Annotated in this window: 11 protein-coding genes, 5 tRNA genes, 1 pseudogene and 1 other annotated feature; of the genes and pseudogenes, 13 read left to right on the forward strand and 4 right to left on the reverse strand. The window is 29.0% G+C overall.

The window, feature by feature from the left end; genetic code table 11:
* Positions 1-61 precede the first annotated feature (61 nt).
* The 7 genes from ACRC28_RS11350 (at position 62) to ACRC28_RS11380 (ending at position 5,097) form a co-directional block, all read left to right on the forward strand.
* Positions 62-137: transfer RNA gene (locus ACRC28_RS11350), tRNA-Ala, on the forward strand.
* A gap of 110 nt (positions 138-247) precedes the next feature.
* Positions 248-751, forward strand: a complete 504-nt coding sequence (locus ACRC28_RS11355) for an HD domain-containing protein (RefSeq protein ID WP_438543562.1) — start codon at positions 248-250, stop codon at positions 749-751.
* An 86-nt stretch (positions 752-837) separates the two neighbouring features.
* Positions 838-1,344: a transcription repressor NadR gene (locus tag ACRC28_RS11360; protein ID WP_438543563.1), complete on the forward strand. Its 507-nt coding sequence runs from the start codon at positions 838-840 to the stop codon at positions 1,342-1,344.
* A 66-nt stretch (positions 1,345-1,410) separates the two neighbouring features.
* Entirely contained in the window at positions 1,411-2,820 is a 1,410-nt protein-coding gene (locus ACRC28_RS11365; protein WP_438543564.1) for an NAD(P)/FAD-dependent oxidoreductase, read from the forward strand.
* 110 nt (positions 2,821-2,930) lie between these two features.
* Positions 2,931-3,158 carry a DUF1667 domain-containing protein gene (locus ACRC28_RS11370; protein ID WP_438543565.1) on the forward strand — a complete coding sequence of 76 codons (228 nt, stop codon included), beginning with the start codon at positions 2,931-2,933 and terminating at the stop codon, positions 3,156-3,158.
* A gap of 84 nt (positions 3,159-3,242) precedes the next feature.
* Positions 3,243-3,448, forward strand: a binding site (T-box leader).
* 61 nt (positions 3,449-3,509) lie between these two features.
* Entirely contained in the window at positions 3,510-4,787 is a 1,278-nt protein-coding gene (gene serS / locus ACRC28_RS11375; RefSeq protein WP_438543566.1) for a serine--tRNA ligase, read from the forward strand.
* Between the two features lie 94 nt (positions 4,788-4,881).
* Positions 4,882-5,097, forward strand: coding sequence for a hypothetical protein (locus ACRC28_RS11380; RefSeq protein WP_438543567.1), 216 nt, complete (start codon positions 4,882-4,884; stop codon positions 5,095-5,097).
* Between the two features lie 5 nt (positions 5,098-5,102).
* Here the strand turns inward: ACRC28_RS11380 and ACRC28_RS11385 are convergent, their stop codons facing one another.
* Positions 5,103-5,921 (reverse strand): Cof-type HAD-IIB family hydrolase, encoded by an 819-nt coding sequence (locus ACRC28_RS11385; protein WP_438543568.1) that lies wholly within the window; start codon positions 5,919-5,921, stop codon positions 5,103-5,105.
* Between the two features lie 152 nt (positions 5,922-6,073).
* Here ACRC28_RS11385 and ACRC28_RS11390 point away from each other — a divergent pair, with 152 nt between their 5' ends.
* The 3 genes from ACRC28_RS11390 to ACRC28_RS11400 all read left to right on the forward strand — a co-directional run bounded on the left by ACRC28_RS11390 (position 6,074) and on the right by ACRC28_RS11400 (position 8,982).
* Positions 6,074-8,644: a YfhO family protein gene (locus tag ACRC28_RS11390; protein ID WP_438543569.1), complete on the forward strand. Its 2,571-nt coding sequence runs from the start codon at positions 6,074-6,076 to the stop codon at positions 8,642-8,644.
* A 122-nt stretch (positions 8,645-8,766) separates the two neighbouring features.
* Positions 8,767-8,858 (forward strand) — tRNA-Ser (locus ACRC28_RS11395).
* Between the two features lie 33 nt (positions 8,859-8,891).
* Positions 8,892-8,982: transfer RNA gene (locus ACRC28_RS11400), tRNA-Ser, on the forward strand.
* 133 nt (positions 8,983-9,115) lie between these two features.
* Here the strand turns inward: ACRC28_RS11400 and ACRC28_RS11405 are convergent.
* The 3 genes and pseudogenes from ACRC28_RS11405 to ACRC28_RS11415 form a co-directional block, all read right to left on the reverse strand.
* Positions 9,116-9,472 (reverse strand): C-GCAxxG-C-C family (seleno)protein, encoded by a 357-nt coding sequence (locus ACRC28_RS11405; RefSeq protein WP_438543570.1) that lies wholly within the window; start codon positions 9,470-9,472, stop codon positions 9,116-9,118.
* Positions 9,473-9,486: 14 nt separating this feature from the next.
* Positions 9,487-9,766: pseudogene (locus ACRC28_RS11410) on the reverse strand (rhodanese-like domain-containing protein).
* A 160-nt stretch (positions 9,767-9,926) separates the two neighbouring features.
* Positions 9,927-11,258 (reverse strand): FAD-dependent oxidoreductase, encoded by a 1,332-nt coding sequence (locus ACRC28_RS11415; RefSeq protein WP_438543571.1) that lies wholly within the window; start codon positions 11,256-11,258, stop codon positions 9,927-9,929.
* Positions 11,259-11,820: 562 nt separating this feature from the next.
* On the opposite strand from ACRC28_RS11415, the gene ACRC28_RS11420 reads away from it, so the two are divergent.
* The 3 genes from ACRC28_RS11420 to ACRC28_RS11430 all read left to right on the forward strand — a co-directional run bounded on the left by ACRC28_RS11420 (position 11,821) and on the right by ACRC28_RS11430 (position 12,564).
* Positions 11,821-11,912, forward strand: a tRNA-Ser gene (locus tag ACRC28_RS11420).
* 27 nt (positions 11,913-11,939) lie between these two features.
* Positions 11,940-12,030, forward strand: a tRNA-Ser gene (locus ACRC28_RS11425).
* 183 nt (positions 12,031-12,213) lie between these two features.
* On the forward strand, positions 12,214-12,564 hold the full coding sequence (locus tag ACRC28_RS11430) for a LiaF transmembrane domain-containing protein (RefSeq protein WP_438543572.1): 351 nt from the start codon (positions 12,214-12,216) through the stop codon (positions 12,562-12,564).
* Positions 12,565-12,689: the final 125 nt, after the last annotated feature.

Here is a 12,689-nt window from a genome sequence, read left to right on the forward strand (position 1 = left end):
TAGAGCAACCGGCTCATAACCGGTAGGTCCGGGGTTCGAGTCCCTGAAGGTCCACCATTTTGGGGGTATAGCTCAGTTGGGAGAGCACCTGCCTTGCACGCAGGGGGTCAAGAGTTCGAATCTCTTTATCTCCACCAAAAGGTGGAAGCCATGAACGTAAGTTCATGGCTTTTTTTGTTTATTAGAAAATTGATATACTATATAGATAATGTTATTATATACTTAATGAAAAAAAGGAGAATTGTTTATGTATAGAGTAAAGCAGTTTATATGGGCTATAATAACTTCATTTAAAGAAGTTGATTCTGCATTTATAGAAAAATACTTAAATAAAGATGAAATTGAATTATTTAAAAAATTAAGGGTATCAGAACAACATCATTCCATAAGAGTATGTAAAGATGCAATTAAAATTGCGAAGCAGTATAGAGAAAAAGAACTTAATAAAGCAAGATTATGTAAGATAGCATTGTTACATGATGTGGGAAAATCTGAATATCCATTAAATGTGATTGATAAATCTATAATAGTTATTTTAGATAGATTAAGTAAGGGAAAATTGAGAAAATACTGTAATATAAAAAGAATAGACTCATATTATAATCATGCTAAAAAGAGCGTGATGCTTTTAAAAAAGGTCGAAGGGTATGATAATGAGTTTTTAAAAGTTATAGAAAAGCATCATGAGAGATTAGTCTTAGAGGATAATATATATTTGAAAATTATCAAAGAAAGTGATGATTTAAATTAAAAGTAAATGATGTATTTTTGTAAGAATAGATTTTAAAAAAGGTGGGTGAAAGGGAGCAGTGCTATATGTAGCATTGTTGAATTTGTATGAAGTCGAAAGAAAGAAGAATTGATATTGTAAAGAGAATATATGAAAGTGAAAAGCCACTTAAAGGTGTGGATTTAGCAGAGCATTATGGAGTAACAAGACAAGTAATAGTTAAGGATATAGCAATAATAAGAGCAAGTGGAGAAGAGATTATTGCAACGCCAGATGGATATACCTTTAGAAGTGAAAAGAATATATTTAAAGATATCATTGTTGTAAAGCATAAAAATGAAGATATGAGAAAAGAGTTAGAAATTGTAGTGAAGTATGGTGGAATAGTTGAGGATGTTATTGTGACTCATTCCTTATATGGAGAGATTAAAGGGATGATAATGGTTAAAAATTTAAATGAGATAGATAAATTTTTAGATAAATATGATAGAGAGAAAACATTGCCATTATCAACTTTAACGAATGGAATTCATATGCATACTATATCAGCTGAAGATAAGGAAAGTATTGAATTGATAAAATTAGAATTAAAAAAGAAAGGCATGTTGATATAGGCTATAGAGTTTGATAATAGTATTGTTTTAAGATTTAAAGTTTTAGAAGGTTGGGAGGAGTTTTAAATGGATTATGATATTTTGATTCTTGGTGGAGGAATTGTAGGTTGTGCTGTAGGATATGAGTTATCGAAGTACAATTTAAATATAGCAGTTATAGAAAAAGGATATGATGTAGCAGATGATATATCAGTGGTAAATACAGCTATTGTTTATGATGGTTCTGAAACATCTAATGCGCTTATGGCAGGGCTTGAGAATATTGGAAGTGAACTTATAAAAGAAAATTGTGAGAAGTTTAATATTCCGTATAGAAAAATAGGTTCTCTTAGATTATCATTAGATGAAAATGAAGATAGTAAAATTAGAAAGATGTATTCTATTGCAAAAAATAGAGGAATTCTTAATGTAGAATTAATAGATAAAGAAAGAATTAAGGAAATTGAACCAGAGCTTGTAGGTGATTATAAAAGTGCGTTATATTCAAGAAATACAGCGATAATAGCACCATATGATTTAGCTATTGCTTATGCTGAAGTAGCTGCTGATAATGGTGTAAATTTTAGATTAGAAGAAGAGGTAATAGACATTAAAAAAATTGGAAAAGGTTTTGATGTTACTACAAATAAAAATAAATTTAAATGTAAGTTTGTTATTAATACAATTCCAGATGAAATATATATTGGGGAAGATAAAAGTGATTTAGAGGTTATAGAAGAAGATAATGGTGTTAGAAAAAGCATGAATTATTTATTTACTGAGGGAAAGGTTGAGAAGAACCTAAGTAAGATAATAACAAAGGTAATTGATGAGAATACTTTCATTATAAGTTCACCTATGGTTGATGGTGACACAATGGTTTGTATTAAGTATACTGAAAAATTAAATGTTGATAAGGGCATTGAAATCACTAATCTTGTATTGCCTAAATTAAAAAAATGTAATGTAAGTGATATGGTTAGAGAGGTTTATAAGAAGGATGAGGTTCTTATAGATGATAGTGATATAGAGGATGGTTATATTAGAGTAACTGGAAAACATTACGGGAAAATGACTATTGCCCCGGCAATAGCTTTAAGCATAAAGGATAGAATTGTAAGTAATTTAAATGCAACGCTTAAGAAGAATTTTATAGATAAGAAGAGAGATTCATATAGAATTAGAGAGCTTAGTACAGATGAAGCAAATGAAGTTATAAAGCTTGATAAAAGATATGGAAATATTATTTGTGCATGTAATTATATAAGCGAAGGTGAGATTGTAGATTGTATAAGAAGACCTTTAGGTGCTAGAACATTAGAAGGTGTTAAGAAGAGAACAGGGGCAGGCTTTGGAAGTTGTCATGGTTCATATTGTACAAGAAAGATTATGAGCATACTTGCAAGGGAAATGGATAAGAATTTTATTGATATAGTTAAGGATACAAAGGAATCTAAAATTGTATGTGGTAGAATAAAAGAATTTGATGAAGTGTAAAGAATAATGGAGCTAGCTACTTTTGGATTTATAGTTAAAAAGAGTTTTAGCTAATTAAACATTAATCAGTTTGTGTAGAGTTTGAAAAAAATATGAGAAGGTGAAGAGAGATGAATAAGGATGTTTTTACAAGTATAGTTAGAGTGAAAGGTGATAATAAGCATAGAGTTGTATCTGTAAAAAGTACTGAGCCTGTAGATAAAGCTTTGTGGAGAGAATTATCTAAGGTAATTAGTAGGCTTTACGCAAATGTTCCTATTGATATTGGAGATACGATTTGTAAGAATATATTAAATACAGGGATAGATATTGTTTGTACTAAAAGAATAGAAAAATAAGTGTAGATATATTTATTGTAAAAAATATGGTAAAATATTGACAACTTCATTAGAAGTAATATATATTAAATATATATTTGAATATAAAAACCGATGAGAAGGCTAAGTAATTTTAATTATACTTTAAGAGAGTCAGTGTTTGGTGAAAACTGATAGTTATAGTTATTATGAATCTACCTTTAAGGGACTGTGAATTCAAGCAGTACGGGAAACCGTTAATTTATTAAGAGGATAAGATAGTTATATATTTTATCAATTAGGGTGGCAACGCGGAGTCTTTCGTCCCTTTTTAGGGGGAAGGACTTTTTTTTATACTCAAAATTTGAAATTTATTAAGGAGGACATAGTGAAATGTTAGATTTAAAAAGAATAAGAAACAACCCAGAAGAAATTAAATTAGCACTTACAAATAGAGGAGAAGACTTTGATGTATCTATTATAGATGAATTAGTATCTCTTGATGAGGAAAGAAGAAATATATTAGTTGAGGTTGAAGTTTTAAAAAGCAAAAGAAACCAAGTTTCTTCTGAAATACCTAAGTTAAAAAAAGCTGGTGAAGATGTTGCACCTATAATGGCTGAAATGAAAGAATTAGGTAATGAGATAAAAGAGCATGATGTGAAGCTTGCAGAAGTAAATGAAAAAATTGATTATATTATGTTAAGAATACCAAACATTCCAAATCCACAAGTTCCAGAAGGAGCTACTGATGAGGATAATGTTGAAATGAAGGTTTGGGGAGAAACTCCAAAGTTTGATGGTGAACCAAAAGCACATTGGGATTTAGGATTAGACTTAAATATCATCGATGCTGAAAGAGGTGGAAAAGTTGCTGGTTCAAGATTTACTTTCTACAAAGGTATGGGAGCAAGACTTGAAAGAGCAGTATTAAACTACTTTATGGATAAACATTCAGATGATCATGGATATGTTGAAATATTACCTCCATACATGGTTAACAGAGCAAGTATGACTGGAACAGGTCAATTACCTAAGTTTGAAGAGGATGCATTCAAAGTAGAAAACAATGGATTCTTCTTAATTCCAACTGCAGAGGTTCCTGTAACTAATATGTATAGAGATGAAGTTTTAGCAGGTGCAGAATTACCAGTTAAACATGTAGCTTACTCAGCATGTTTCAGAGCAGAAGCAGGATCAGCAGGAAGAGATACTAGAGGACTTATAAGACAACACCAATTCAATAAAGTTGAATTAGTTAAGTTCTGTAAGCCAGAAGATTCATATGATGAATTAGATAAATTAGTTAGAGATGCAGAATCAGTATTAGAAGAGCTTGGATTACCATACAGAAAGGTTAGAATCTGTAAAGGTGATTTAGGATTTACTGCAGCATTAAAATATGACTTAGAAGTTTGGATGCCAAGCTACAATAGATATGTTGAAATTTCAAGTTGTTCAAACTTTGAAGATTTCCAAGCTAGAAGAGCTAACATTAAATATAAAGAAGATCCAAAAGCTAAACCACAATTTGTACACACATTAAATGGTTCAGGACTTGCAGTTGGAAGAACAGTTGCAGCTATATTAGAAAATTATCAAAATGCAGATGGAACTATAAGAGTACCAGATGCATTAAAAAGATATATGGGTGTAGATGTAATAAAATAATTATTTATATAAGCTAGGTAGAAAAATAAACTACCTAGTTTATTTTTTTTTTTTGGAATTATATGGTACAATAAAAGTGTTAAGGGGTGAGGGTATGAAATTGGGTACAGCTATATGTATTGCAACTTGTGTAACTTTTGTGATGACATTTTTAGGAGATAGGCTAGGGTATTTTTGGATGGTAAGTGTTGTAGTAATTACTATATTAGTCTATAACAGGTTATCAGATAAGGAAGAGAATGAAGCATTAAAGAAGGACTTAAGTGAAATTAAGATAGCATTAGATGAAATAAGAAAAGATAGAGGTTAAAATCTCTATCTTTTCTTCATATCTTCTATTAAATATTTTACTACACCATCATTATTGTTGGAATCTATTACTTTAGTGGACATTTCTTTTAGCTTCTGAACTGCATTTTTTACTGCAATTTTATTTTCTGCCATTTCAAACATAGGAATATCATTATAATTATCACCAAATACTGTAAGATTAGTGAAGTTATGCTCGTCCATTAATCGTTTAATAGCTTTTGCTTTAGATGATTTGTGGCTGAAGATTTCTAGTAGATAGTTTTTATCTTCATATACATCTTCATAAGCATAGGCAGATATATTTTCAAGTTTTGAAATTTTCTCGTAGACAGATAGTATTCTTTCTTTTGTGTCCATTGCAAAGAAGTATAATGTATCCATATCTGTTGGAGCTTTTTCATTTAAAAAAGTCTTTAAAGGACTGCCGATACGACTTTTTATAAATTTTTCTTGAAATTCATTTGGATTTTGAAAATAAGCATATATATGATTATTTTTTAATGTATAAGTAAAATATGATAAATTGTGTGTATCTAAAATAGATTTTATGTCAATAATAGAGTTTTGAGGAATGTTATTATAGTGGATATATTGTTCTTTTTGTAGGCTATACATAGCAGTTCCATTCATAACAATGATTGGAAGCTCTAAGTTAAGATTTTTTAGAAGAGGAACTACCGTTGCTGGAGTTCTTGCTGTTGCTATTGAAAAATTTATGTTAGTTTCTTTAATTAATTCATTTATTTTATCTGTAGTATAAGCTGAAAGTTCAGCATCAGAATTTAGAAGTGTTCCATCTAAATCAGAAATATATAGGTTCATAAAGTGCTCCTTTAAAATATAAATTTTTGATAATTATATACCATTTAGAGGAAGATAGCAATAAATTAGTGTATACTAACTTAGTATATAGAAATCTACTATATACATAAAAAAGAAAATTTTACTAAGATTTATTTAATATAGGAGGAAAAATGGAAAGCAAAAGAAAAAAACATATAATTTATGTGTTAGCATTTTTAATACCAGTAAGTATATTAATAGTTGATTATTACTTTACAGGAATATTTCCTTTTGGTGATAAGACTATTTTGTATAGAGACTTACAGGGGCAATATGTAAGTTATTTTAGTGAATTTAGAAATGCTATTTTAGGGAATGGGGGATTATTATATTCGTTTACTAAGGGTCTTGGTGGTAATATGATTGGAATATTAACATATTATTTAATGAGTCCTTTTAATATTATAGTATTATTATTTCCTAAGGACATGATTACAGAAGCAATTTTATTAATTACAATCTTAAAGATTGGAACATGTGGTATAACTTTTAATTATTTCTTGAGATATACTTTTAAAGAAAATAAATATAAAAGCTTAATTTTCTCAACAGCATACTCGCTTATAGGATTTGTTGTAGTATATCAAAGCAATATTATGTGGCTTGATGGAGTCTACCTGCTACCACTTGTAATGGTTGGAATAAATAAGATTATTAATAATGAAAGGAAGAGGATGTATGTAATAACTCTTTCATTAGCTATAATAACTAATTTTTATATTGGTTTTATGATTTGTATATTCTCAGTACTATATTTTATTTACTTAATAATATATAAGATGTATGAAGAGAAAAAAGGTGGAAAGTACGTATTAGGCAGGATAAGAACCTTTATTTGCTGCTCCATTATTTCGGGGATAGCGAGTGCTATAACTATAATACCTACAATATACGCATTACAGGGAGGAAAATCTGAATTTGCTTTCTTTAAGGTTAAGTTAGGAACAGAGTTTTCAATAATGAGCTTTCTATCAAAGTTTTATGTAAATAGAATGAATGACGATAGAGTTTTAAATGGACTTCCAAGTGTTTATGCAGGATTATTTGTGGCTGTTTTAGTTTTCTTATTTTTCTTGAATAGAAGAATAAAAATGTTTGAAAAAGTAATGGCGATGGCAATGTTTTTAATTTTATTTTTAAGTTTATATATAAATAAAGTTAATTATATTTGGCATGGATTTAATAAACCAGCAGGATTCCCATATAGATTTACATTTATATTTAGTTTCTTTATGATATTTATTGCATATAAGAGCTTTAAGCAAGTTAAGGGAATTAACTTAATAAATAGTGGAATAGTAGTATTAGTATTTTTACTTACAACAATATTCTTCTACAAAAGAAACTACTATCATTCTCCAAGATATTTAATGGTTATTAGCTTTATATTAGTTGTAATATATTGCATAGGGCTATTACTAATATCAAAAGGGATAGGTGAAAATGCTGTGCTAATAGTGATTGCAATAATTTCATTTGCAGAGCTTGGATTAAATGGATATAGCACATTTAGTAATTTACCATATGCAAGTAGAAAGAATGTTGAATATTATCTGCAGAATGTTGGAACTGTAATGAATGAAATTGAAAATACAGACAAGGGATTTTATAGATTAGAAAAGAATTTTTATTTTAATATAAATGATCCAATGTTATTAAATTATAGAGGAATAAGTCATTTTAGTTCAGTATATAAGGTTTCTACTAGAAAGTTTATAAACGGTATGGGATTCCTTGATAATAATGTATGGACTATATACGATTCAGGTTCAGTACTTACAGCAAATTCATTATTAAATTTAAAGTATGTTTTATCTGAAGAAAAAACATATATTCCTGGATATAAGTATGTAGGAGAAAGTAAAGGATTATATGTTTATGAAAACCAATATTATTTAGATTTAGGATTTATGGTGAATTCTAAAGCATTAGGTGTTAATGTGATAGGAAATACTAATCCATTTGAAAATCAAAATGAATTATTGCAAAAAATGAGTAATACAAATTTAAAATCATATTACAGAGTAAATGATTATAAAATAGAATTAAATAATGTAACACAAGCTAAAAGTGGTCAAAGAAGAGTATTTACAAAGAAAAACAATAACAAAAATGCAAGCTTTACAATAAGCTTTAATGCTCAAAATGATTATCCTATGTATTTATTCTTGCAGAGTGGTGAAAGATATCAAGCTAACATTTATGTAAATGGAAAGCTTCTAACACCATATTCTTACTATAACTATAAAGTAAGTGGAATTGGTAAGTTTAAAGAGGGCGAAAGAGTAAAAATTAAAGTAGAATTAGAAGATAATAGATTTGTAATAGATAATAATGAGTTATATTATTTAAACTTAGATAACTACAGTGAAATATATAATATTTTAAAAGAGCAAGAGCTTAATATAACATCTTTCTCAAATAGAATGTTAGAAGGAACTGTAAATGTAAAAAATGATAATGAAGTGTTATATACAACAATTCCATATAATAAAGGTTGGAAAGTCTATGTAAATGGAAAACCACATAATTATGAAGAGGGATTAGGTGCAATAACAACACTAAAACTAAATAAAGGTGTTTATAATATAAGAGTTGAATTTACACCAGAAGGATTATATTTAGGAGTTAGCATTTCAGCGATAACAATAATTCTATGTATTTTATATATAGGAATAAAAAAAAGAAAAACTAAAATGTAAGAAAAGTCATCAAAAGCGCTAAATCAAAGGCTTTTGATGACTTTTTCAAATTATAAAAAAAAATTTTGAAAGAGTGTTGACAAACCTATAGAGAGTTGATATAATAATTTTTGTAATGAAACGGAGAGATGGTCGAGTTTGGTTTAAGGCACCGGTCTTGAAAACCGGCGTACCTTCACGGGTACCTAGGGTTCGAATCCCTATCTCTCCGCCATTTTTTTTATCCAAAAATAAAATTACAAATTATGGAGAATTACTCAAGTGGCTGAAGAGGCGCCCCTGCTAAGGGCGTAGGTCGGGTAACTGGCGCCCGGGTTCAAATCCCGGATTCTCCGCCAAAACACTTAACATTTGTTAGGTGTTTTTTTATGAAAAAAATATTATTGGAATAATAAGGAATAAAAAGCCGTTTTTTTAACATAAAAATCCCCTTAACAAAAACAATTTTGTTAAGGGGATTAAAAATAATATTTAAACTAACTCAGTTACTTTTTCATAAGCGAACTCAATAATATCATCACAAGAAGTTCCACTTTTCTTTAAATCAATACATTTAATAGTTCCGTATTTCTCCATAACAGCATCTACTAATTTTTTTGTAACTACTCTAGTATCATTTTTTTCATCACTTGATTCTCTTCCTTTTTCAGCACCAATAATCATAAGAGCACTTACAATAGCACCACAAGTATTTCCAGTAGACATTCCTGTCCCAAATGGAGTTCCAAGTGCTACTGGAATGTTAAGACCTTTCTCTTCATTTACAGTTTTTATAATAGATTCTGCACAGTTAAATCCTTGATCATGAAATTCTAAAACTTTACTCATTTTTTATTTCTCCTTTATGCTTTATATTTACCTAAATAAGAACCAAATCCACCAGAAACATTAACTATATCAAAACCTAATTTGTTAAGTTTTGAACAAGTCATTTTGCTTCTACCACCAGATTGGCACATTATATAATATTTTTTATCTGTTTTTAAAAATTTATCCGGGTTATTTATGTCCACGTTGATATTCCGATTTTTCACGAACATCAATTAAATCAATCTTAGATAATATTGGATCAATATCATTTACATTTACAACATCAAAATCTTTTTTTAAAAAAGAAAACATAAATATCACCTCTTTGAATAAAATCACTATATCGTAATAATACGATATAGTTTGATAAAAGTCAAGCTAATTTAATAACAGACAAGATAATTCTATCTTGTCTGTCTATTTATAATGTTATTTAGATTTGAGGGATCTAATTTATTAGGGATTTTAAATTTTATAGTGCTTTTAATGCAGTTGCATTTAATAAGCCCCAAGGTTTATTGTAATGTGGTTGGAAGAAGAAGTCTGTTACAGCTAATTCTTCAACAGTCATATTATTTTGAATAACAACAGATAATGTATTCATAAGTTCAGTTAAATCATAATCTGAAACTATTTGTCCACCAAGAATTCTTCTTGTATCAGCATCAAATACTAATTTAACAAGAGCTTCTGCATTTGTAGGCATAAATTCAGGTCTGAAGTTATCTTTATAAGTAACTGAAGCCACATTATAGTTTGTAGTAGCTTTTGCAATTGTTTCAGTCATTCCAGTTGAAGCAATGTTGTGCTCATAGATTTTTATTCCTGAAGTTCCTTGAGTTCCTAAGTATTTAAGTGTTGGTTTAACTAAGTTTCTTGCAACTAAAGTTCCCATTCTTACAGCATTAGTAGCTAAAGGAATATATCTATCTTCTTGTGCAGGATTGTATTTAACAACACAACAGTCTCCAGCAGCCATAACATCTAGGTTACTAGTTCTCATATATTCATCAATTTTGATTGCACCATTAGGAAGCATATCAAGTTGACCTTTAACTAATTCAGTGTTTGGTCTAAATCCAATACAAAGGATAACTAAATCACCTTCATATGAACCTTTATTGGTTACAACTTTTGAAACTTTACCATTTTCACCTTCAAATTTTTGAACTAATTCACCAGTTACAACATTTATTCCATGTGATTTAAAAGCATCTTCTGCTTTAGAAGTGAATTCTTCGTCTAAATATTTGCTCATGATTCTTTCTTCAGCATCAATTAAAGTAACATTTTTACCTAAAATTTCGAATGCTTCGGCAAGTTCAACTCCAATATAACCTGCACCAATAACTATAACATTTTTAGCGTTTTTAGCTTTTTCTATAATTACTTGTGAATGGTTATAGTTTTTAGAAAGAACTATATTTTCTAAATCAATCCCTTCGATTCTTGGAACTATTGGCCATGAACCAGGAGTTAAAACTAATTTATCATAAGTATCAACTGATTCTTCACCAGTTAAAAGGTTTTTAACAGTAACTTTTTTATTAGCAATATCAACGTTTGTAACGTCATGTTGCATTTTTGTAATAACACCCATTTCAGCTAATTTAGCTGGAGAACTGTAGAAAAGACCTTGAGGATCTTTAACAACATCTGCTACATGTAGTGCGATACCACATGATAAGAATGAAATATTATCATTTCTTTCATAAACAGTAACTTCACTTTCAGGGTGAAGTGCTTTAATATTATTGATTGCTGCTGTACCTGCGTGAGTACAACCTACTACTACTACTTTCATATTAAAATCTCCTTTTTATGACTGATATGCCAACGATGCGATTCGTATTAACACTAGGTTAATGTTGACATAAACAGTCTGATATATTTGTTAATAATATAACACAGTTTTAAATATTGTTCAATAGCAATTATTAATAAAAATAAAATTTTTACTAATTATTCTTATTCAATAGAAATGATTGGAATTAAGAATTAAAAATTAAAAATTTAGAATTGTGGGGGATTTGCAAGCAAATTTGGGGGGAGTTAAGAAGTAATAGGTTAGAGTTAAGAGTTTTTGAGAGACTCAAAATTTATCTGGCGATAAATTTTATCGTTAAATAAAATTTTAAAGTTGATAATTTAGAAGTAATAAAGATAATAGTTTGGGATTTTAGACTGATGGTTAAATTTTATTGGTATATATTAGTAATAATTAAGAAGGGAGAGGTGCATATAGATTAGTGAAGACGGATTAATGTAGTGAAAAAGAGTGAATCTATTAAAAAAATAAAAAAAATTTCTATAAAAATGTTGACAATGAAAAAGGTGGTTGCTATAATAATAAATGTCTTGAATACGGAGAGATGGTCGAGTTTGGTTTAAGGCACCGGTCTTGAAAACCGGCGTACCTTCACGGGTACCTAGGGTTCGAATCCCTATCTCTCCGCCATTTTAATTTTATTAAAAGAAGGCACATGGAGAATTACTCAAGTGGCTGAAGAGGCGCCCCTGCTAAGGGCGTAGGTCGGGTAACTGGCGCCCGGGTTCAAATCCCGGATTCTCCGCCAAAAACACTTAACTTTTTTGTTAAGTGTTTTTTTATACTCAAAATTAAAAATAGAATTTAATTTCTAAATCTTTTTATTTGAATATAAATAAAATAAAAGTTGATATAAATGATGATTTTATAATAAAATACATATATTGGGCTATGATGAAAATTTGAATAGATAAAAGGGGTATATGAAAAAATGAAGAGAGTATTAGCTAATATTTTGCAAGGTGGAGCATTTTTAGTGATAGGAATTGCTGTACTTGGGGCGGCATTAGGATTTTGGGATTTTAAACTTTTTAGAGGGTGGTGGACATTGCTAATTATAATTCCAATGGCTGTTGATATGCTTTTAAATGGTATAAAGTTTTGGAATACAACAGCTTTTGCTATTGGAATTGTATTATTATTGAAGGCACAAAACTTTTTTGCAAGAATAAATGTAGGGCTTTTAATTATAGGATTAGTTCTTATGGCTTTTGGTGGAAAAACGATTTGTGGTGGAAAAAATCCATTTAAAAAGAATAATGATATAGATGACAAGTATTAACGTTTATAGGAGGGGTCAGACCTTCCTTTTTTTTATGTAAAAATTTAAATTTAAGTAGAAGACAAAAAGTTTTTGTAATGAAGATAAAAATTTAAGAGTGGGTTATAATTAAGATAAGTAATAAA

It is taken from the genome of Clostridium sp., from assembly GCF_051650885.1.
GTDB lineage: Bacteria > Bacillota > Clostridia > Clostridiales > Clostridiaceae > Clostridium.